The sequence below is a fragment of the Nocardioides sp. genome (assembly GCF_044226305.1).
Lineage (GTDB): Bacteria > Actinomycetota > Actinomycetes > Propionibacteriales > Nocardioidaceae > Nocardioides.
The window spans coordinates 1-21,422 of the sequence record NZ_JBGAHF010000029.1; the positions used below are offsets into that span (position 1 = coordinate 1).

The following is a 21,422-nucleotide window of genomic DNA, read 5'->3' on the forward strand; positions in this document are numbered from 1 at the left end:
GCCGTCGGCGGCGCCATGGACCTCGCGATCGGCGCGAAGAGGGTGTTCGTGATGATGACGCTCCTCGCCAAGGACGGCACGCCCAAGCTGGTCCCCGACTGCACCTACCCGCTCACCGGCGTCGGCTGCGTCGACCGGGTCTACACCGACCTCGCCACCTTCGAGATCACCCCCGACGGCGTCGTGGTGCGCGAGACTTTCGGGACGTCGTACGACGAGCTCGCCGGGCGGCTGGCGGTCCCGCTGCTGCGGGGCTGACTGTCGGTGGCTCGCCGCCGGCTTCGGTTGCGACCGACGGCAGCGAGGCGGGGCGGCTGGCTTTCTGGTCGCGGTTGTTTCCCGGCTCTCGGTCGCCTGGTCCGGTGGTCGAGCAGCGAGCGCCAGCGAGCGTTGTCGAGACCCCGGGAGGTGGGCAGGGCGGTGGCTGTCGGCATCTCGCCGTCCGCTCGGGTTGCGACCGACATGGCAACGAGGCGGGGCGGCGGGCTTTCTGGTCGCGGTTGCTTCCCGGGTCGCGGTGTGGCGGCGACAGTGGAGGATCTCCGGCACCTGGTGCCGGCAGGGTCAAGGGATTGTTGCAACACCCTGACTGTCAGGAGTGTTGGCGTGGGTGGCAAACGGATCGGTCCCGAGCGTCGTCGTGAGTTGTTGGACCTGTTGGCCCAGGGGTTGGGTCCGATGGAAGTGGCACGTCGCACCGGCGTGTCGAAGAGTCACGTGTACCTGCTGCACCACAGCGTCGGGGGCGTGTACCGACCTGCGGATCTGACCTACAGCGGCCGCTACCTCGATCGCGATGAGCGCTACGAGATCGCCCGGCTGCGCGACGATGGCCACTCGGTGCGCGAGATCGGCCGCCGGGTCGGTCGCCCGGCCTCGACGATCGCCCGCGAGCTGGCCCGCAACCGCGACCCGCGCACCGGCCGGTATCAGCCCGAGCGGGCTCATACGATGGCCTGGCAGCGTCAGCGTCGCCCCAAGGCCTCGAAGCTGGCCAAGAACCCGAGGCTGCGTGCCGAGGTGCAGCGGCTGTTGGACAAGCGATGGTCACCGGACCAGATCGCAGGCCGGCTGCGGCGTGAGTACCCCGAGGACGAGCAGATGCAGATCAGCCACGAGACGATCTACCAGGCCATCTACGTCTATCCCCGCGGTGAGCTGACCCGCGAGCTCAAGGCGCACCTGCGCACCGGACGTGGCACCAGGCGCCGCCGTGGGCAGCGTGAGACCCGCGGCCGGATCGTGGACGCAGTATCGATCCATGAGCGTCCCGAGGAAGTCGAGGACCGCCTCGTGCCCGGACACCACGAGGGCGACCTGATCAAGGGCTCCACCGCATCGAACAGCGCGGTCGGGACCATCGTGGAGCGCACGTCGGGCTACGTCACCCTGCTCCACCTGTCCCACGGCTACGCCGCGACCGAGGTCGCCGACGCGGTCGTGGAGCAGATGTCGGCACTACCGTCCTGGTTCGCCAAGACCCTGACCTGGGACCGCGGCACCGAGATGGCGCGCCACAAGGACATCACCGATCGCACCGGGATCAACGTCTACTTCGCCGACCCCTACAGCCCCCAACAACGGCCTTCGAACGAGAACACCAACGGCCTGCTGCGCGAGTACCTCCCCAAAGGCACCGACCTCTCGGTCCACACCCGCGCACACCTCGACGCCATCGCCGACGAGCTCAACGACCGACCCCGCAAACGACTCGACTACCAAACACCCCGCGAGGTCCTAGCTAACCTGCTCCAAGAACACATCACCGGCGTTGCAACGACCCCCTGATTCCGCCGCCGGGGATCCTCCACTGTCTCTCCGTGATGCCGAATCGTTACCTCTGAGGTGCTCAGATCCCTGTGGATACAGGGGATTCTCGCCTCTGACTGTCGGTGGCGGGTGCTTGAGTAGACCCATGACCAGCACCGCCACCGAGACCAGCACCGCGACCCGTCGGCCGAGTCGGTGCTGACCGCGGCGGCGGCGACCCGGGAGGCGATCGCGGACCTCGAGGTCCAGCAGCTGATCCAGGCCACCGACTGGGTGGTCCTGCACCCGGGCGAGCAGGTCGACACCTCGATCGAGTTCGGGATGCGGGACCTGCAGATCGCCGGCGACGGCGCCCCCACCGTCGACGAGGCGGCGGTGGCGGAGTTCGCCCTCGCGGTCGGCCGGACCACGGACTCGGGCCGGCACCTGCTGGGGGACGCGGTGGAGCTGCGGTACCGGCTCCCGCGGCTGTGGGCTCGGGTGGTGGCCGGTGAGGTGGCGGTGTGGAAGGCGAGGAAGGTCGCCCAGGCCACCACGTCGCTGCCGCCCGACGCTGCGGCGGTGGTGGACCAGCGGTTGGCGTGGTGTGCGCACCGGTGCTCCTTCGCCGAGATCGAGCGGCAGGTCGAGAAGGCTCGCGCCGAGCACGACCCCGACGCCGCCGAGGAACGCCGGGTGGCCGCGCTGGAACGGCGCCGGTTCGACATCGACCTCGACCACGCCACCCCCGACGGACTGGTCCACGTCGAAGGGGAGCTCGACCTGGCGGACGCGGTCGCGCTGGAGGAGCAGATCCGGGCGAAGGCCGCGACCCTGGACCTCGAGCTGCCGTTGGACGTGCGTCGGTCGATGGCTGCCGGGCTCCTCGGCGCCGGTGATGGTGATGGTGATGGTGAGTCCAGCGTGGAGGTGATGGTCTACGTCCACCTCCGCCCCGACCAGCCGTCCGCGGACGTGGAGAACACCCGCTCCACGGTCACCACCGAGCACGTGCGGGACTGGTGCCAGCGGGCCGGCACCAAGGTCACCATCCGACCCGTCATCGACCTGAGCGCCGAGCTGTCCACCGACTGCTACGAGCCCACCGAGGTGATGAAGGAACAGATCGGGCTCCGGGACCGGCAGTGCTGCTTCCCCGGCTGCACCCGCCCCGCCCGCAGGTGCGACAGCGAGCACCAGGTCCCCTGGCCCGAAGGACCCACCGCCTCCTCCAACCTGGCCCCCGCCTGCCGGACCCACCACCGCCTCAAGACCCACGCCGGCTGGGACTACCAGCGCGTTCCTGGGGTCGGGTTCGTGTGGACCACCCCGACGGGCCGCACCTACGTCAGCCCCTTCGTCACCGACACCCCCGCCGATGACCCGGCAGACAGCACTGAGCAGACCGACGTACCCGACGAGCCCCTCCTGCGACATACCCCCTGACCCGGACCCCGCCGGCCACGGCCCGCGGGGTCAGACCCATGTCCCCGGCCGTCGGTCAGGCCGTTGAGTGGGACGGCGTCGAGGCAGGTCCTCACGGTGCGGGCCGGCAGTCGACGGCCACGATCGGCCGGTAGCCGAGCCCGTCGACCTCGACCTCGGCCGCGGCGAACCGGAGCGCGGAGATCGTGCGGACGTCGCCGGCCAGGCAGTCCGGCCAGCCCGACTCGTGACTCGACCCGCGGGCGTCGAACCACATCGGCACGGAGCCCGAGACGCCGTAGGTCCAGCCGTCGGACTCGACGCTGATCTGCCGGGCGCCGACGTGCGCCGTGCCGGTCTGCCAGTCGACATGGGTCGCCGAGGAGCGACCGAGCAGGAAGGCGACCACCACCGAGGCGACCAGGAGGCCGCACCCGAGCAGGACACCCGTCACCACGTGACGGTTCCGAGACATGTGGGCATTGGACCACGGGTGCTGGGCCCGCGTGACAGCATCTGCGCATGGAGTGGCAGACCACCTCGGGGCTCCTCGACGACCTGTCGGTCGCCGCCGTCGTGGCCGACGCGGACGGTGCCATCGTCTACGTCAACCCGGCGGCCGACCGGCTGCTCGGCGACCGGGCCGAGCTCGAGGGCGCGCGGCTCCGCGAGCGGCTGTTCGCGGAGCCGGACCGAGGCGCCGCCGACGAGGTCGTCGCGCGGGTGCTGTCGGGCGGGTCGTGGTCCGGCGAGCTCCCGCTGGTCTGCGCCGACGGGCACCCCCGGGAGCTGGTGACCTCGTGGTCGCCGACCCGCGACGGCGGCGCGGTGTCGGGGGTGGCGCTGCTCGCCGAGGACCCCCGGCACGCGCGGATCCTCACCCGGCGCCTGAACCGGCTCGCGAGCGTCAGCACCGACCTACTGGCGGCGGCGGAGGTCGCGGACGTCGCGTCCGTCGTCACCGACCAGATGACCGACGCGGCCGGCGCCACGGTGGGGTCCATCTCGCTGGTCGTCGACGACGACACGCTCACGCTCGTGGGCATCCGGGGCGGCCAGGCGGGCGTGGCGGCGCGCTGGTCGGCGTACCCCCGCCGCGGCGGTACGCCGGCGGCGGACGCGTTGCGCAGCGGGCGTCCCCTCGTGCTGGTGGGCCGCGACGAGATCACGGCCCGCTACCCCGACCTCGAGCGCGCGGCCGAGGGCGAACGGTCGATGGTCTGCCTGCCGCTCGTCGTGGGCGACCGCGAGCTCGGCGTCGTCACGATGTCGTTCCCGGGACGACGGCGCTTCGACGCCCCCGAGCTGCTGTTCCTCACCCTGCTCGCCGACATGGCGGCGCACGCCATCGACCGGATCCGGGCGCAGTCCGAGGCGGCCGACCGCGAGTCGAAGCTGTCGTTCCTCGCCGAGGTGAGCGCCCGGCTCTCCGGCGAGCTCGACTACGAGACCACCCTCGCGGCGGTCGCGGAGGCGGCCGTGCCGTGGTTCGCGGACTGGTGCGCCATCGGCGTCGTCGACGACGACCGGCTGCGCACGATCGCGGTCGCGCACGCCGACCCCGGCATCGCGCCGCTCGTCGAGGAGGTCCAGACCCGGTACCCGCCCGAGCCCGACGCCCCGGCCGGTCCCTACGAGGTGGTGCACACCGGCCAGTCGGTGCTGATCCCGGAGATCACCGACGAGATGCTGGCCATCCGAGCCACCGACGAGGAGCACCTGCGACTGCTCCGGCTGCTCGCGCCGCGCAGCATGCTCATCTGCCCGCTGGCGGTCGGCGACCGGGTGCTCGGCGCCATCATGTGGATGGCCGGCGAGGGCAGCCGGCGCTTCGACGCCGACGACCGCGCGTTCGGCGAGGACCTCGCGCGGCGCGCCGCCGTGGCGATCGACAACGCCCAGCTCCACTCCGAGCTGCGTGACGTCGCCCTCAGCCTCCAGCACGCCGTGCTCCCCGAACGGCTGCCCGACCTGCCCGGCTGGGAGACCGCCGTCGTCTACCAGCCCTCGGGGCGCACCGACGCCGGCGGCGACTTCTACGACGTGGTCGACCTCGAGGACGGCCGGGTCGCGGTGTTCGTCGGGGACGTGATGGGCCGCGGCGTCCAGGCGGCGTCGGTGATGGCCCAGATGCGGTCGGCGATCCGCACCCTCATCGCCCTCGACCCCGACCCGACTGCGGTGATGGCCGGCCTCGACCTGGTCTTCGACCGGCTCGGCCTCGAGCACCTGGTCACCATCGCGTACGGCGTCGGCGACCGTGACGCCGGCACGCTGACCCTGATCAGTGCCGGGCACCCCGGCCCGCTCCTGCTCCGAGCCGGCGGCGGAGCCGAGGTCGTCGTGCACGACGACACCATGCTGCTCGGCGCCGGCGGCGGGACCCGCAGCGTCGTGACGGTGCCGTTCGGCCCCGGCGACACCGCCCTGCTGTTCACCGACGGCCTCGTCGAGCGTCGCGGCGAGGACGTCGACACCGGCACCACCCGGCTCGTCACCGCCGCCCGCCGGCTCGACCGGGTCCCGCTCGGCGAGCTGGTCCGCCGGGTGGTCGACGAGGTCCGCGACCCCACCCGCGACGACGACGTCGCCGCCCTCGGCATCCGCCGCACCTGAGCCGCTAGCCTGCGTGCGGCACGCCCCACAGCGCCGCCACGTGCCGGGCGTCGGTGCCGCAGCAGCCGCCCACGACCCGCAGCCCGGGCAGCAGCGGTCGCAGCTCGTCGTACGAGCTCGCGAGCAGGCCCAGGTCGCCCTCGTCGAGCTCCTCGGCGGCGTCGAGCTCGGTGTGCGACTGCGTGGAGGCGTTCGGGTTCACCTGGACGATCCGCGCCAGCCAGTCGCCCGCGGCCAGACCGGGCGCGATGTGGGTCGGGTGGGCGCAGTTGACGACGAACCCGTCCGGCGCGTCGGCGTCGTCGACGCGCTCGACCGCGGCCCGCAGCGTGGTCCCGTCGGGCAGCCGGCCGTCGGTCTCGACGGTGAACCCGACCAGCACCGGGACGCCGGCCGACCGGGCCGCGCGGACCACGCCGATCCCCTCCTCGGGGCCGGTGAGCGTGTACGCCGCGACCACGTCGGCCCCGGCCCGCCCCATCGCCTCGACCTGGGGTGCGTGGTAGTCCGCCGCCTCGTCGGGGTCGGCCCGCTCGCCGGCGACGTAGCCGTCGCCGCGCGGCCCGACCGCCCCGATGATGCGGACGTCCGGCAGGTCGGCGTACTCCTCGCGCAGCGCCCGGAGGAAGCCGATCGCCGCGGTGTTCGCGCGGTCGAGGCCGGCGGCGTCGTAGCCGAGCCGCGCGCCCCAGTCGGGGTTGGCCCGCCAGGTCGGCGACTCGAGCGTGAGGGCCGCGCCCGCGCGGCGGGCGACCTCGGCGTACCCGTCGTAGTAGCCGCGCAGCAGCGCCCGGCCGTGCTCGTGCTCGAGGAGCGGGAACGACGCGAACTCGGGCAGCTCCATCCCGTGGTGGAAGACCAGGTCGGTCTCCAGACCGCCGTCGCTGACGTAGCCAGCGGCGGGGAGGAAGCTCTCGATCGGCATCTCGTGATGATGCCGCACCGGCGGCGCGCCGTCACCGTCCCGCTCAGGACGGGTCGACGGGCAGCTCGTCGTTGGTGAGCCCGCTCAGCACCGACCGCGGGTGGTCCTCGGGGTTCCAGCCGACGACGGCGTGCTCGTCGCGCTTGTGGAGCAGCAGCCACCGCCTCTCGTCCTCGCCGCGCCGGACCAGCACCAGCCGTCCCCGCAGCTTCTCGCCGTGCACCTCGGCGTGCAGCTCGCCGGCGCGCACCGCGGCGGCGGGGTCGTCGGTGTGGACCGGCTCCCACGTGCCGGTGTCCCACACGACGACGTCACGCCTGCGGTCCCCGGCAGAGGAGGTGACCCCCTCGAAGCCGAGGTGCTCCATCTCGTGGTCGTCCACGTGCACCGCGAGCCGCCGCGCCTCGGGGTCGAGGGTCGGTCCCTTCGGGACCGCCCAGCTCGCCAGCACACCGTCGATCTCGAACCGCAGGTCGTAGTGGAGGTGGGTGGCGCGGTGCCGCTGGACCACGAAGCGCCGCGGAGCGTCCATGCCCCCATCCTCGCCGGTCAGCCCCCGGCCGCGTAGAGGGAGAGGATCAGCCGGTCCGCCTCCTCGGCGAGCTGGTGCATGCTGGTCCCGAACCGGTCGCGCAGCACCTCGTCGGGGTCCGCTCCCGGCTCGGCCAGTGCGTCGAGCAGCTGCCAGGGGCCGCTGGGACCGAAGGAGTCGGCGAGGGACTCCACCGCCCACCAGGCCAGGCCGTAGTGCGCCTCGGAGTCGTCGTCGTTGAAGGACGCGTCGTCCGGGAGGTCGTCGACGCCGGCCTCGGCCGCCGCGACCGCGGCCTCGGGGATCCGGCGGTCCTGCGGGGCCAGCGGGCGGACCGAGACGTACTCGGCGAGCCCCTCCGACAGCCAGACCGGGACGTCGTCGTCGTGGGTGCCGACCGCGACGTGGGTGAGCTCGTGACGCACCAGCCGGTCCCGCTCGGCCCCGGCCTCGTCCAGCATCCGCGGGTTCAGCGCGACGCGGGTGCTGTCACCGACCGGGAACGCGACGGCGTCCAGGTCCTCCGGGTCGTCCCCGGGGACGTCCTGAAGCCCGTCGAGGAAGGTGGGGTCCGAGAGCGCGTAGACCACGACCGAGCGGCTCCAGTCGTAGGGCACCTGCGCCGCCACGCTCGCGATCCCGCTCTCGACCGAGGCGACCAGCCCGGGGGCGTCGGCGACGCTGCCCGCGTCGAAGACACCGAGCACGCCGTCGCCCTCACGCACCTCGACGGGGCCGAGGTCCCACGGCTGCGGGTCGGCGAGGTCGGCGCCGGTGAGCCGGAAGCGGGAGGGGTGGTGCGGGACCGCCCGGAACGCGAACCGGCCGGGCGCCACGACCGGGCCGGCGTCGTACCCGTCCAGCTCGAGCTCGACGTCGGCGACCACCGAGTAGCGGTCCCCCTCGCGGACCAGGCTGTCGGGGTGGACGCGGTAGCGCAGCCGCGCGACCGGGAGCTGGGTCAGGTTGCCGAACCAGGTCCGCTGCGCGGCGCGGAAGCCGGGGCCGCCGGCGAGGAGGTGCTCGAAGCGCGCGGCGTCGCCGTGCAGCACGGCGTGGGCGCGGGCGTCGAGGGTCCGGGCGACGGCCCGCGCGACGTCGGGCGGCGTCGCCGTGGCGTCCGGCGACCCGTCCGCGTCCGAGCAGCCGGAGAGGCCCGCCAGGAGGAGTGCGGCGGTGGCGAGGAGGGTGCTAGCTCGTCTGCTCGGCATCGATGGGAGAACGACCGTCGGCCAGCGAGGTCATGTCCTCCACGATGCCCAGGGCCAGCGCCTGCGCGGTCAGGCCGATCCGCTCCAGGATAACGTCGCGCTTGGCGTGCCCCAGGAACTCCTGCGGGATGCCGTGCAGGCGGAACGGCGTGTGCACGCCGGCGGCGTTGAGGGTCTGGAGCAACACCGCGCCGCAGCCGCCGGTCTCGCCGTTGTCCTCGATGCTGACGACCAGCCGGTGCTCGCGGGCGAGCTCGACGACGGCCGGGTCGACCGGCTTCACCCAGCGCGGGTCGACGACCGTGACGCCGATGCCCTGCGCAACCAGCCGGTCGGCGACGTCGACGGCGGTGGTCGCCATCGACCCGACCGCGACGACCAGCACGTCCTTGGTGCCCTTGCGCACCAGCACGTCCACCCCGCCGACCCGGTCGACGGCCTCGATGTCCGCCGGCGGCGGGCCCTTCGGGAACCGCACCACGGTCGGGGCGTCGTCGACCTCGACCGCCTCGTTGACCAGCTCGTGGAGCCGGGTGGCGTCGCGGGGGGCCGCGAGCCGCAGGCCGGGGACGACCTGGAGGACCGACATGTCCCACATGCCGTTGTGGCTGGCGCCGTCGTCGCCGGTGACGCCGGCCCGGTCGAGCACGAAGGTGACGCCGCAGCGGTGCAGCGCGACGTCCATGAGGACCTGGTCGAAGGCGCGGTTGAGGAACGTGGCGTAGACCGCGACGACCGGGTGCAGGCCGCCGAGCGCGAGACCGGCGGCCGAGGTCGCCGCGTGCTGCTCGGCGATGCCGACGTCGAAGGTGCGGTCCGGGAACCGGGCCTGGAACTTGTCGAGGCCCACCGGGTGCATCATCGCCGCGGTGATCGCGACGACGTCGGGCCGGCGGTGGCCGATCTCGACCATGGTCTCGGCGAAGTGGTCGGTCCAGATCCGGCCCTTGGGCTTCTCGGCGCCGGTCTGGACGTCGAACGGGCCGGGCGCGTGGAACTGGTCGGCCTCGTGGCGCTCGGCCGGGTCGTAGCCGTAGCCCTTGCGGGTGAGCGCGTGCACGATCACGGGGCCGTTGAACTTCTTGGCCTGCGCCAGCACGTGCTCCATCGCGGCCCGGTCGTGGCCGTCGACCGGCCCGACGTACTTCAGGCCGAGGTCCTCGAAGAGGCCCTGGGGCGCGAGCGCGTCCTTGAGACCCTTCTTCATCGCGTGCAGGGCGTCGTACGCCGCCGGCCCGACGCCCGGGACGGCGTTGAGCCGGCGCTTGACCATGTCGAGGACGTTCTCGTAGCGCGGGTTGGTGCGCAGCGCGGTGAGCGCCGTGGCGAGGCCGCCGATCGTGGGCGTGTAGGAGCGGCCGTTGTCGTTGACGACGATCACCAGCCGGCTGCGCGGGGCGATCGCGATGTTGTTGAGCGCCTCCCAAGCCATGCCGCCGGTGAGTGCCCCGTCGCCGATCACCGCGACGACGTGCCGGTCCTCGCCCCGGATCGTGTAGGCCTTGGCCAGGCCGTCGGCGTAGCTGAGCGCGGTCGAGGCGTGGGAGTTCTCGACGATGTCGTGGTCGGACTCGGCCTGGCTGGGGTAGCCGCTGAGGCCGCCCTCACGCCGCAGCGTGCCGAACGTCGCCGCGCGGCCGGTGACGAGCTTGTGCACGTAGGACTGGTGGCCGGTGTCGAAGACGATCCGGTCGCGGGGCGAGTCGAAGACCCGGTGGATCGCCAGCGTCAGCTCGACGACCCCGAGGTTGGGCCCGAGGTGCCCGGTGTTGGTCGCGACCGTGCGGATCAGCAGGTCCCGGATCTCGGTCGCCAACGCGTCGAGCTGGGCGTCGCTGAGGTCGCGCAGGTCGCGCGGCGAGGTGATCGAGTCGAGGATGCCCATGAGGGTCGAGTCTACGTGTTCAGAGCGAGACGACCGCGATCGCCGGCTCGTGCAGGCTGCCCATCCAGACCCGCCCGTCGTGCTCCCGGACGCCGGTCACCATGTGGTACGACGCGCCCGGTCGGTCGCCCGGCAGGTCGAGGTCGTGCACGAGCGAGCCGGCGTCGTCGTACGCCTGGACGCGGACGGTGCGCTTCGGCTTCGGCTGCAGCCGCTCGGGGATCTTGGTGACCGCCTTGCGCACGGGGACCGGGGCCCGCTGCAGGCGCTCCACGACCGGGTCGGTCGGGCTGGCGATCGACACCCAGACCAGCCCGTCGCTCCCCCGCGCGATGTTGTCGGGGTAGCCGGGGAGGTCGCCGACCAGGAGGTCGCGGGTCCCGGCCCTCGGGCCCGTGAGCCACCAGCGGACCACCGTCCGGGCGCCGGTCTCGGCGACGGCGACGTACGACTCGTCGGCGGCCAGCGCGACGCCGTTCGCGAACGCCAGCCCGTCGAGGACCACCTCCGGGACGCCGTCGGACCCCATCCGCGCGAGCCGGCCGGTGCGGGTGTCCTGGACGAAGTCGTCCTTCCACTGCTCGATCCCGAACCGGGTGGAGGAGTCGGTGAACCAGACGGTGCCGTCGGTCGCGATCGCGGCGTTGTTGCAGAACATCATCGGGGCGCGGCCGATCCGGTCGGTGACCGCCTCGACCGCCCCGGACCGGGTGTCGACCCGCAGCACGCCCCGGTGCGCGTCGCAGACCAGCAGCCGGCCGTCGAGGTCGATCTCGATCCCGAGGGGGCGGCCACCGGTGTGGGCGACGCGGTCGATGCGCCGCCCGTCGTGGCTGACCCGGAAGATGCTGCCGTCCTCGGTCCCGGTGAACACCGCCCCCTCGTCGGCGCCGGGGCCGCCGACGACGACGTCCTCCGCACCGGGGCCGGGGACGGGGATGACGGTGAGGTCGCTCATGAGGCACGTCTACCACGCGGCGACCACCCGCGTGGCAGCATCGGGCCGCGATGGCCTACTTCGAGCAGACCGGGGAGCACACCTTCCGCGCCACCGAGCACGTCGGCGGCGCCTGGGAGGCCGGCACCCAGCACATCGCCCCCGCCCTCGGCCTGCTCGTGCACGCGGTCGAGACCGACCGTGACACGCGCCGCGGCGACCGCCCGGAGGACCGCCTGCGCGTCAGCCGGCTCTCCTTCGACATCCTCGGGACCGTCCCCGTGGCCGAGGTCGACGTCGCCGTCCGGGTGCTCCGCCCGGGACGGACCGTCGAGCTGGTCGAGGCGACGCTGGTCCACGCCGGCCGGGCCGTGGTCGTGCTCCGCGCCTGGCTGCTCCAGCCGCGGGACACCGGGGCGCTGCAGGGCACCGGCCTCGCCGCCGTACCCGGCCCGGAGGAGCACGAGCCCTGGGACCCGACGACGGTGTGGCCGGGTGGCTTCATCGCCTCGGTGGAGGTACGGCGGCGCCAGGTCGCCCCGGGCCGGGCGACGTTCTGGGTGCGCACGCCGGTCCCCCTGGTCGCGGACCGCGAGGTGAGCCGGCTGGCCGCGACCGCCGGGCTGCTCGACATCGCCAACGGGATGACCGTGCTCGCCGACCCCCGGACGGTCGCCTTCCCCAACGTCGACCTCACCGCGCACCTGGTCGCCGAGCCGCGCGGCGCCTGGGTCGGCTTCGACACCGCGGTCACCTTCGGCGCGGACGGTCTCGGCCTGACCCACAGCGTCGTGCACGACGAGACCGGCCCGATCGGCACCAGCAGCCAGTCGCTCACCGTCCGCCCCGGCGCCGGGCTCTGACGCCCGGCTCAGGCCAGCGACCGGACGACCAGCACCAGCGCCGACGCGGCGGAGACGGCCAGCACGGCGGTGCGGACCCGGTGGGTCGGCAGCCGGCGGCGCAGCGGCGAGCCGAGGACCACCCCGAGGACGACGGCGGGGAGGAGCAGCGCGCCGACGGCGACCTCGTGGCGGGTCAGGTCGCCGGAGACGGTCAGGCCGACCAGGCTGATCGCCGCGCCGACGAGGAAGTACACGGCCATCGTGGTCCGGATCTGCCGCGGCGGGCGGTGCTGGTAGAGCAGCGCGAACGGCGGCCCGCCGATCGACGTCGCCGTGCCGGTCACCCCGCCCACGAACCCGGCGGCGCTGAGCGTCCCGCGGTTGACCGGGACCTCGACGGCGTGCCAGGTCACCAGGACCGCGAGCAGCACCATCGTCCCGATGAGCACCCCGAGCTGGTCGGTGGTGAACGTCGTGACCACCCACACCCCGACGACGGTGCCGAGCACCCGGGACGGCAGCGACCAGTTGAGCCCGTGCCAGTCGATGTCGCGGCGCTCCTCGGCCAGGGTGATCACGGGGAGCACGAACGCCAGGCAGATGAGCACGCCGGGCATCAGCTCGGGCGCCAGCAGCGTGATCACCGGCGCGGCGACCAGACCGATCCCGAGGCCGACCACCGCCTGCACCGTCGACCCGGCGAGCACCGCGAGGAACACGAGCGCGAAGACGCCCGGACCGAGACCACCGGTCACGCGACCAGCTCCCGGTACTCCTCCGAGTCCAGGAACGCCGGGACGACGACCGCGGCCGACGCCGCCAGGTCGAGGCCGCGCGCCCGCTCGGGCGGGACGAACACGATCTGCCGGCCCTCGCTCGCGACCACGTCGGCGTCGGAGCAGTCGGTGCCGGCGTACCAGATCTGCGCGGTGTCGAGGGTGCCGTACCCCTCGTGGAAGACCTCGATCTCACGGAACAGGCGCAGCGTGCCCGGCGCGAGCACCAGGCCGGTCTCCTCGGCCAGCTCGCGGTACGCCGCCGGCTCGAAGTCCTCGCCGTCGTCGACGTGCCCGCCGACCAGTCCCCACTTGTCCGGGTCGATGACCGGGTGCTCGTCGCGCTCCTGCAGCAGCAGCCACCCCCGCCGGTCCACGAGGAGAACGGAGGAGAACCGGTGCACGCACGCCACGCTAGCGGCAGAGTGGCCCCATGCGTCTCGGTGCCCTGCTCCTGTCCTCCATCGCTGCCCTAGCACTGCTCGGCCCCGACCCGGCGCACGCGCAGGTCCCCGAGGGGCTCGAGGTGACCGGGTGGGCGCTGGACTCCTCGACCCCCACGCTCGTCGAGCGCAACGCCGGCGGGATCACCACGCTCAGCGTCGCCGGCGTCACGCTCGCCGCCGACGGCGGCGGGGTGAGCGCCCCGTCCGACGGCGCCCTCGCGCTGCGCGCCACCGGGCACGAGCAGGAGCTCGCCACCGAGCTGCTGATCAGCAACTACAGCAACGCCACCGGCGACTTCGACCCGCACCGCAACCACGCCCTGCTCTCCTCGCCGCGCAAGATCGGCCGGGTAGCCGACCGGCTCGCCGGCTTCGTGACCGACCAGGGCTGGGACGGGATCAACATCGACCTGGAGCTGGTGCGGGCCGACGACGGTCCGGGGCTGGTCGACTTCGCCCAGGCCCTCCAGGACCGGATGCCGGCCGAGCGCACCGTGTCGATCGACATCAGCGCGTCGACCTCGGTGGACGGCTACGAGCAGCGCGGCTACCGGCTCGCCGACCTCGCCGCGACCGTGGACGTGGTCGACCTGATGACCTACGACCAGCACGGTCCGGGTTGGTCGGGCCCCGGCCCGATCGGCGCCCTGCCCTGGCAGCGCGACGCGCTTGACGCCCTGCTGACCGTCGTACCGCCCGAGCAGGTGCAGCTCGGCGTCGCCGGCTACGGCTACACCTGGCCGCGCCACGGCACCGGCCGCAGCCTCGGCGTGCGGCAGGCCCGCGGGATCGTGCACCGCGACGGCGCGACCCCGCACTGGCGCGCCGGCATCGGCGAGTGGACCGCGCGGCTCTCCGACGGCACCGTCGTCTGGTGGTCGGACCGGCGCTCCTACGCGCTGCGCGTCGACCTGGCCCGCGAGGCCGGGATCCGCGGGCTCGCGGTCTGGCGGATCGGGTCGGCGGACACGCTTCGCTGACAGGCTGCGCCCGACATCCCTATCCTTCCCGCATGCGGATCGGCGTCCTCGGCACCACCGTGGCCGACGACACCTCCGGGCCGGTCAACCTCGGCGGCCCCAAGCAGCGCGCCCTGCTGGCGGCGCTCGCCCTGCACCACGGACGCGCGGTCGCGGTCGACACGATCGCCGACCTCGTCTGGCACGGGAACCCGCCGCCCGGCGTCGCCGGGACCCTCCAGGGGTACGTCGCCGGGCTGCGCCGGGTCCTCGAGCCCGGCCGCACCACCCGGGGCGGCGGCACCCTGCTGGTGACCGAGCAGCCCGGGTACGCCCTGCGGATCCCCGAGGCGGACGTCGACTCGGCCGCCTTCGAGGCGGTCGTCGCCGCTGCCCACGGCGTGGTCGCGCCGCTCGCCGACGCCCTGTGCCGCGGTCGTCCGCTGCCGGCCGGCGCCCCCGACGCAGGCGTCCTCGACCAACTGCACCACGAGCTCGAGGACGCGCTGGCGCTCTGGCGCGGCTCGCCGTACGCCGACCTCGGCGACGTCCCCGCCGCGGAGGCCGAGCGGGCCCGGCTGGAGGAGCTGCGCCTGCTGGCGGCGGAGGACCGGGCCGCGGCCGGTGTCCTCCTCGGCCTGCACGCGACGGTCGCCGCCGAGCTCGACGCGCTGACGCGCCAGCACCCGCTGCGCGAGCGGGCCTGGGCGCTGCGCGCGCTCGCGCTGGCCGGCTCCGGCCGTCAGGCCGACGCGCTGGCGGTGCTGCAACAGGTGCGCGACGTCCTCGACGAGGAGCTCGGCCTCGAGCCCGGTCCGGACCTGCGCGCCGTCCAGACCGCGGTGCTGCGGCAGGAGATGCCGCCCGCGGTCCGGGCCGCGGAGGCGGTCGGACCGGGACCCGGGCCGGCGTCCGGGGCCGCGCCCGGATCTGCGTCCGGATCTGCGTCCGGATCTGCGTCCGGACCTCCCTCCACGGCGCCCCTGGCGGCGCGGACCGCCGGCGACGACCCGTCGCCGCTCCCCTTCCCGACCCTGTGGGGCTGGTCGCTCGCCGGCCGGGACGAGGAGCTCGCGGCCCTCACCGGGCTCGTCGACGACGTGGTCGCCGGCGCCGAGCGCGGGCCGGCGTTCGTCGCGCTCACCGGCGACCCCGGGATCGGCAAGAGCCGGCTGGCGATCGAGGCGGCGACGTACGCCGCCGACCGCGGGGTCGTGATCGCGTGGGGCCGCTGCTCCCAGGACGACGGAGCGCCGGCGCTGTGGCCGTGGGCGACTGTCCTGGAGCGGCTCGGCTCGGAGCTGCCCAGCGGCGGTGCCGCCGGCACCGGCGAGGGCGAGGACAGCGGAGCCGCGTTCCGCGCCTGGGAGTCGGTGGTCGAGCGGGTGCTCGCAGCGGCTGTCACCGCGCCGCTGCTGCTGGTGCTCGACGACCTGCACTGGGCGGACACCTCGAGCCTGCGCGTGCTGCGGCTGCTCACGGAGGCGGCGGTCGCCGACGGTCCGGTGCCGCGGCTGATGGTGATCACCACCTGGCGCGAGCACCCGCCGCCCGAGGGCGCCCTGGCCGAGGTCGCCGAGGCGCTGGCCCGCAAGCACGCGCTGCGGCTCCAGCTGCGGGGCATCTCGGAGGAGGCGACCGCCCAGGTCTTCCGGCAGATCTCCGAGGCCGAGCCCACCGGGCCGGACGTCGAGGCGCTGCGGCGGCGTACCGAGGGCAACCCCTTCTTCCTCGTCGAGTACGCCCGCCTGGCCCGGGACCGCGGCGACCTCGGCGCGCTGATGGCCGAGCCGCAGCCGCCGGCCGCGGTCCACGAGGTGCTCCTGCGACGGCTCGCCCAGCTCGACCCCGGCACCCGCGACCTCCTCCAGGCGGCGAGCGTCCTCGGCCGGATCTTCGAGCTCGGCACCCTGGCCGACACGGTCGGCGCGGCCGAGGACGACGTCCTCGACCTGCTCGACCCCGCCCTGGCGGCCGGGCTGGTGGACGAGGACGGCGTCGACCGGTTCCGGTTCACCCACGCCCTGGTCCGCGACACCGTGCTGAGCAGCCTGGCCGCCTCCCGTCAGGCCCGGGTGCACGCCCGGGCGGCCGCGGCGCTGGGCGCGCGACGCGGGCACGAGGCCGAGATCGCCCGGCACTGGCTGGCCGCGGGACCTCGCCACGTCGGCGAGGCGTGGCGGGCCGCACGGTCCGCCGCCCGGTCCGCGACCGAGGTGTACGCCTACGTCGAGGCGCTGGAGATGCTGGAGCACGCGCTGCGTGCCCAGGACGAGGACACCGGCTCCGACGACCGTGCCCGGTTCGAGCTGCTGACCGACCTGGCCGACGTACTGCGCCGCGCCGGGCGCTGGATCGAGCTGCGCGGCGTCACGCACGAGGCTGTCGAGGTGGCCGACGAGCTCGACGACGTGGACCTGCTCGTCACCGCCGGCATCATGACCAGCACCGGGGCGCTGTGGCAGTCCTCGGCCCACGCCGAGGTCGACCCGTTCGTGGTCGACGCGCTGCGCCGGGCGCTGGACCGGCTGCCGCCCGGTGACGACCCGCACCGCTGCCGGGTGATGCTCGCGCTCGCCGGGGAGATCTACTACGGCTCGACCCCGACCGAGCGCGAGGCGCTGTGCGCCGAGGCGGTGGCCATGGCCCGCCGCCTCGACGACCCCGAGTTGACGCTCGCCGCGTGCCTCAACTCCGCCATCGCGGTCTGGCGCGGCGGTACGGCGCAGTGGCGGCTCGAGCTCACCACCGAGGCCGTGGCGCTGGCCCGTGAGCTGGGGGACGGCATCAGCCTGGCCTCGTCGCTCACCATGCAGGCGGTGGCCGCCGGGGAGCTCGGCGAGGTCGCGCTGCTGGACGAGGCGATGGCGCTCGCGCGGGCCGAGGCCGACCGGCTGCGGCACATCTACGCGCAGCTGGTGCTGGACTCCCTGGAGGTCTCCTGGTCGGCGATGCGCGGGGGGTTCGAGCAGGTCGAGAAGGTCATCGACCACATGCGGGAGATCGGCGACATCGTCTCCATCACCGGCTACGACGAGGCCGTCGCCGGGGCGTTCCTCATGCTGCTGCTCTGGCAGGGTCGCGACGACGAGTTGGTCGTTGCGATGGAGTCGATGGACGGCAACACCTTCCTCCCCATCGCCACGTCGGTCGCGGCGGTCCAGTGCCGCACCGGTCACCTCGACAAGGCCCGGGCGTACGTCGCCACGCACCGCGACGGGATCGACGAGGGCATGCTGAGCGACACCTGGTACTCCCCCATGGCCTGGAGCATGGGCGCCGAGGCCGCGTGCTACCTCGGTGAGCGCGAGCTCGCCGCGACGGCGTACGAGCGGCTGATCGGGCTCGAGGGGCGGCCGGCGTGCGCCGGGTCGGGCACCGCGATCGGCCCGGTCGACATGTTCCTGGCGATGGCCGCGCACGCGACCGGCGAGGACGCCCTCGCCGCCCGGCACGCCGACCGTGCGGAGGAGCTGTGCGCCGCCTGGGACGTCCCGCTGGCGGCCGACTGGGTCCGCCGGGAGCGGGAGCGGTTCGGGTTCTGACCCCGGCCGCTCCGCCGCCGGCTCCCCCCGGGACGTCATCCGAACCGGCTGCCGGAGCGACCAGCTCGGATGACGCCCCACCAGCACCCCCGGAGACGTCATCCGAGGCGGTTGCCGGAGCGACCAGCTCGGATGACGCCCCACCAGCACCCGCGGAGGGCCGGCGGCCGCGGTCAGGCGTAGCGGAAGACCCGCGCCTCCCGGCGTGCGAACCGGCGGTGGGTGAGCCGCCAGATCACGCGGAACGGCGTCTCGATCCCGGCGAAGACCCGCTCGCGGGTGTCCCGGGTCAGCCCGTGGCCGACCCAGGGCACCATCCGGACGGCCTTGCCCAGCGAGGCGCCGCGGCCGATCTCCTGCTCGATCTCGGCCCAGCGCTCCGGGGTGACCAGCCGCTGGACGATCGCGATCGCGTCCTTCTCCTCGTGGACGAGGTGCCGGCGCAGCGACTCCCGGGCGGCGCACACCCGGACGGCGAGCGCCGCGCGGGCGTCGTCGTCGGCCCGGCGGGCCAGGCGACGGAACCCGGCGCCGCAGGACTCGAGCAGCGGGTCGATCTCCCCGTGCTCGGCCTCCATCGCGTCCAGCACGGCGACGTCCTCGGGCGTGCCCAGCCGCGCCAGCGCCGGCCAGATGTGCGCGTCCTCGGCCGTGTGGTGCTCGTGCAGCACGTCCGCGAACAGCTCCCAGCGCTCGGCCAGCAGCCGCCACGTGCGCCGGTCGGTGACCGGCGTCGCGCGCACCGCCGCCGCGAAGGCGTCCAGGTCGCGCCGGAACCCGTGGTGCATCAGGTACATCGTCTGCATGTCGATCGGCCCGTCGGGGGCGGCCGCCTGGCCGGACAGCCGCAGCTGCCGCGGCCAGGCCGCCTGCTCGTGGGCCGCCTGCTTGTGGGCCGGGCTCCCGTGCGTGGTCATCGCGCACCTGCCGCGCTGTCCGCGTCGCCGGCCTCGTCGAACTCGGCCCAGACCTCGTCGGTGACGGGCCGGTCGGCCGGCTCGTGGTGCTCGGCCTCGATGCTCGGCAGCAGGCGGTCCGCCCAGGCCGGCAGCCACCAGTTCCACCGACCGAGCAGCGCCATGGTCGCCGGCACCAGCACCATCCGGACCACGGTCGCGTCGAGGATGATCGCGACCGCCATGCCGATGCCGAGCTGCTTGACCACGGTGTCCGCCTCGGTCGAGAAGCCGAGGAAGACGACCACCATGATCGCCGCGGCCGAGGAGATGACCCGGCCGGTCGCCGACAGCCCGCGCTCGACGCTGCCCCGGGCGTCGCCGGTGCGCAGCCAGTCCTCACGGATCCGCGAGAGCAGGAAGACCTCGTAGTCCATCGAGAGGCCGAACAGGATCGCGAAGTTGAGGATCGGGATCCAGCTCGACACCGGGATCGCGTGGTCCACGCCGAGCGCGCTGCCGCCCCAGCCCCACTGGAAGATCATCGTGAGGACGCCGTACGACGCCGCGATGGACAGCAGGTTCATGACCGCCGCCTTCACCGGCACGACGACCGAGCGGAACATCATGGCGAGCAGCAGGACGGACACGCCGACCACGAAGGACACGACCACCCAGAGGCGGGCGCCGAGCAGGTCGACGATGTCGGAGAAGAACGGCGTCAGGCCGGTCACCTCGACCCCGTCCGGGACGTCGGCACGGATGGCTGCGACCAGGTCCGGGATGCGCTCGTCGGTGGGTCCGTACGCCGGCTCGGCCTCGAACACCGCGAGCTCGCCGTCCGGCGTGGTGACGGGGGTGGTGACCCCGACGATGCCCGGCTCGGCGGCGACCTGCGCCGCGACGGCCTGCGGGTCGGCCTTCGCCGTGTCGACGGCGATGGTGAACGGGCCGTTGGCGCCCGCGCCGTACTCCGCGTCGACGAGGTCGTAGGCCTTCCGGCTCGAGCTGTCCGGGCTCGCGCTGCTGCCGTCCTGCGGCCAGGTCCGCATGCCGAGGACCGGCGCGGCCAGGAGCAGCAGGAAGACCAGCGCGGTCAGCGCCGCGGCGAGCGGGCGGCGGACGACGCGGCGGGCCCAGCGGGCGGTCAGCGGGGTCTTCTCCGCCCGGACCTGGCCGCGGCGAGTACGCCGCGGGAGCAGCCGGTTGCCGGCCAGCCCGCACAGCGCCGGCACGAGGGTGAGTGCGGCGGCGAGCACGGAGACGACGGCGATCGCGGTGGCGTAGCCGAACGTCGAGTAGACCGGCAGCCCGCCCAGGCGCAGGCCCAGGAGGGAGATCAGCACGGTGAAGGACGCGAGCACGACGGACCGGCCGGCGGTGGCCATGGCCCGGCCGGCGGCCTCGTGCTTGGGCAGGCCCTGGCCGAGGAACTCGACGTGCCGGGTGACCAGGAGCAGGGCGTAGTCGATGCCGACACCGAGACCGACCATGGTCGCGACCGTCGGGGCGGCGGTGCTGACGTCGGTCGTGGCGGCGAGCAGCGTGACGCCGGCGGACCCGACGCCGAGCCCGGTGAGGGCGACCGCGATCGGGAGACCGGCCGCGACGACGGAGCCGAGCGCGACCACGAGGAGGACGAGCGCGGCGACCACGCCGGCGATCTCCCCGGTGCCCGACATCGTGGACTCGGCCTGGCTGGGCAGCTCGCCGCCGAGCTCGGCCTGCAGGCCCACGTCGCGCAGCGGCGCGATCGCGGCCTCGAGCGGGTCGTAGCCGCTCGGACCGACCAGGTCGGCGTCGGTCGTGGGGACGTCGTAGGACACGGTGACCAGCGCGGTGTCGCCGTCCTCGGAGACCCGCGGCGCGCTCACGGCGCTCACGTGGTCGACGCCGTGGAGGCGCTGGACGAGGGCGCCCAGCGTGGTGGTGTCGAGGGCGTCGCCCTCCCGGTCGTGGACGACGACCTGGGCCGTGGCGCCGCCGCCGTCCGGGACGTGCGCCCGGAGCTCTTCGACGCCGGTCTGGGCCCGGGCGCCGGGCACGTCGTAGTCGTCGTGGAAGGACCCGCCGTAGGCGCCGGCGAGGCCGAAGGCCACGACGACGGCGGCGACCCAGGCGGAGATCGTCCGCCAGGGGTGGGCCGCGGTGGCGCGGCCGATGCGGTCGAGGATGCGGTTCACGGTGCTGCTCCTGCGGGATGAAGGGTGTGGTCTTCGGTGGGAGCAGCGTGCGCGGCGGCACTTGAGGCCGACTGGGAACCGGCTTGGGGTCGCGCGGGGACCAGCCGGTATCGTGCTCCCGACATGTCACAGACCGAGACCTCGCTGCTCCTCGCGATCGTCGGCGGCTTCGCCCTCCTGGCGGCGACCGTCGGCGCCTTCGTGGTCTCCCGGCAGCGGCTGGGAGTGCTGCTGCTGGTGCTCTCGGGCGCCGCGTTCGCGTGCGCCCTGGTCTTCATGGCGCGGTTCAGCTCCGAGTGGGAGGAGCAGCAGCGCGCCGAGGTCATCGCCAAGTACGACGTGACGGTGCAGGACTGGGGCGCCCCGCTGGGCAGCTCGCCGGACTGGAAGGTCGACGGCCGGATCCAGGACTGCGTCGTGCTCGTGACCGGCCCCGACACCCCGACGATGGAGTGCGGCGGCGAGGAGATGCCGCTCCGCTAGGTCGGACGG

At 74.1% G+C, this 21,422-nt stretch carries 18 protein-coding genes; 8 read left to right on the forward strand and 10 right to left on the reverse strand.

The window, feature by feature from the left end; genetic code table 11:
- The 3 genes from ACILQ5_RS20205 to ACILQ5_RS20215 form a co-directional block, all read left to right on the forward strand.
- On the forward strand, window positions 1-258 hold a 258-nt coding region (locus ACILQ5_RS20205; RefSeq protein WP_395659830.1), incomplete at its 5' end, for a CoA-transferase.
- A gap of 348 nt (window positions 259-606) precedes the next feature.
- Complete coding sequence (locus tag ACILQ5_RS20210; protein WP_395659831.1) at window positions 607-1,788, forward strand: IS30 family transposase; 1,182 nt, start codon at window positions 607-609, stop codon at window positions 1,786-1,788.
- 177 nt (window positions 1,789-1,965) lie between these two features.
- The gene (locus ACILQ5_RS20215; RefSeq protein WP_395659832.1) at window positions 1,966-3,195 is read left to right on the forward strand and encodes a DUF222 domain-containing protein; all 1,230 of its coding nucleotides are present in this window, start codon (window positions 1,966-1,968) and stop codon (window positions 3,193-3,195) included.
- Window positions 3,196-3,286: 91 nt separating this feature from the next.
- On the opposite strand, the gene ACILQ5_RS20220 is transcribed toward ACILQ5_RS20215, so the two are convergent.
- Window positions 3,287-3,649 carry a hypothetical protein gene (locus ACILQ5_RS20220; protein WP_395659833.1) on the reverse strand — a complete coding sequence of 121 codons (363 nt, stop codon included), beginning with the start codon at window positions 3,647-3,649 and terminating at the stop codon, window positions 3,287-3,289.
- 47 nt (window positions 3,650-3,696) lie between these two features.
- On the opposite strand from ACILQ5_RS20220, the gene ACILQ5_RS20225 reads away from it, so the two are divergent.
- Window positions 3,697-5,790: a SpoIIE family protein phosphatase gene (locus tag ACILQ5_RS20225; RefSeq protein ID WP_395659834.1), complete on the forward strand. Its 2,094-nt coding sequence runs from the start codon at window positions 3,697-3,699 to the stop codon at window positions 5,788-5,790.
- A 4-nt stretch (window positions 5,791-5,794) separates the two neighbouring features.
- Here the strand turns inward: ACILQ5_RS20225 and ACILQ5_RS20230 are convergent, their stop codons facing one another.
- Genes ACILQ5_RS20230 through ACILQ5_RS20250 form a run of 5 tightly spaced genes read right to left on the reverse strand, consistent with a single transcriptional unit; the run spans window position 5,795 to window position 11,301 of the window.
- Complete coding sequence (locus tag ACILQ5_RS20230; protein WP_395659835.1) at window positions 5,795-6,715, reverse strand: homocysteine S-methyltransferase family protein; 921 nt, start codon at window positions 6,713-6,715, stop codon at window positions 5,795-5,797.
- 43 nt (window positions 6,716-6,758) lie between these two features.
- The gene (locus ACILQ5_RS20235; protein ID WP_395659836.1) at window positions 6,759-7,247 is read right to left on the reverse strand and encodes a DNA polymerase ligase N-terminal domain-containing protein; all 489 of its coding nucleotides are present in this window, start codon (window positions 7,245-7,247) and stop codon (window positions 6,759-6,761) included.
- Window positions 7,248-7,264: 17 nt separating this feature from the next.
- Entirely contained in the window at window positions 7,265-8,458 is a 1,194-nt protein-coding gene (locus ACILQ5_RS20240) for a peptidase MA family metallohydrolase (protein WP_395659837.1), read from the reverse strand.
- Window positions 8,439-10,343: a 1-deoxy-D-xylulose-5-phosphate synthase gene (gene dxs, locus ACILQ5_RS20245; protein WP_395659838.1), complete on the reverse strand. Its 1,905-nt coding sequence runs from the start codon at window positions 10,341-10,343 to the stop codon at window positions 8,439-8,441. Before dxs ends, ACILQ5_RS20240 begins: the two co-directional genes overlap by 20 nt.
- A gap of 19 nt (window positions 10,344-10,362) precedes the next feature.
- On the reverse strand, window positions 10,363-11,301 hold the full coding sequence (locus ACILQ5_RS20250; protein WP_395659839.1) for an SMP-30/gluconolactonase/LRE family protein: 939 nt from the start codon (window positions 11,299-11,301) through the stop codon (window positions 10,363-10,365).
- A gap of 50 nt (window positions 11,302-11,351) precedes the next feature.
- On the opposite strand from ACILQ5_RS20250, the gene ACILQ5_RS20255 reads away from it, so the two are divergent.
- Window positions 11,352-12,143 carry a thioesterase family protein gene (locus ACILQ5_RS20255; RefSeq protein ID WP_395659840.1) on the forward strand — a complete coding sequence of 264 codons (792 nt, stop codon included), beginning with the start codon at window positions 11,352-11,354 and terminating at the stop codon, window positions 12,141-12,143.
- Window positions 12,144-12,151: 8 nt separating this feature from the next.
- Here the strand turns inward: ACILQ5_RS20255 and ACILQ5_RS20260 are convergent, their stop codons facing one another.
- Window positions 12,152-12,880 (reverse strand): sulfite exporter TauE/SafE family protein, encoded by a 729-nt coding sequence (locus tag ACILQ5_RS20260; protein WP_395659841.1) that lies wholly within the window; start codon window positions 12,878-12,880, stop codon window positions 12,152-12,154.
- The gene (locus tag ACILQ5_RS20265) at window positions 12,877-13,305 is read right to left on the reverse strand and encodes an NUDIX domain-containing protein (protein WP_395659842.1); all 429 of its coding nucleotides are present in this window, start codon (window positions 13,303-13,305) and stop codon (window positions 12,877-12,879) included. Before ACILQ5_RS20265 ends, ACILQ5_RS20260 begins: the two co-directional genes overlap by 4 nt.
- Before the next feature lie 29 nt (window positions 13,306-13,334).
- On the opposite strand from ACILQ5_RS20265, the gene ACILQ5_RS20270 reads away from it, so the two are divergent.
- Window positions 13,335-14,327: a glycosyl hydrolase family 18 protein gene (locus ACILQ5_RS20270; RefSeq protein ID WP_395659843.1), complete on the forward strand. Its 993-nt coding sequence runs from the start codon at window positions 13,335-13,337 to the stop codon at window positions 14,325-14,327.
- 32 nt (window positions 14,328-14,359) lie between these two features.
- Complete coding sequence (locus ACILQ5_RS20275) at window positions 14,360-17,851, forward strand: BTAD domain-containing putative transcriptional regulator (RefSeq protein ID WP_395659844.1); 3,492 nt, start codon at window positions 14,360-14,362, stop codon at window positions 17,849-17,851.
- A gap of 173 nt (window positions 17,852-18,024) precedes the next feature.
- Here the strand turns inward: ACILQ5_RS20275 and ACILQ5_RS20280 are convergent, their stop codons facing one another.
- Complete coding sequence (locus ACILQ5_RS20280; RefSeq protein WP_395659845.1) at window positions 18,025-18,768, reverse strand: hemerythrin domain-containing protein; 744 nt, start codon at window positions 18,766-18,768, stop codon at window positions 18,025-18,027.
- Window positions 18,765-20,930 carry an MMPL family transporter gene (locus ACILQ5_RS20285; protein WP_395659846.1) on the reverse strand — a complete coding sequence of 722 codons (2,166 nt, stop codon included), beginning with the start codon at window positions 20,928-20,930 and terminating at the stop codon, window positions 18,765-18,767. The genes ACILQ5_RS20280 and ACILQ5_RS20285 overlap by 4 nt, the downstream gene beginning before the upstream one ends.
- 123 nt (window positions 20,931-21,053) lie before the next feature.
- Here ACILQ5_RS20285 and ACILQ5_RS20290 point away from each other — a divergent pair, with 123 nt between their 5' ends.
- Window positions 21,054-21,413 (forward strand): hypothetical protein, encoded by a 360-nt coding sequence (locus tag ACILQ5_RS20290; protein ID WP_395659847.1) that lies wholly within the window; start codon window positions 21,054-21,056, stop codon window positions 21,411-21,413.
- The last annotated feature ends 9 nt before the right edge of the window (window positions 21,414-21,422 follow it).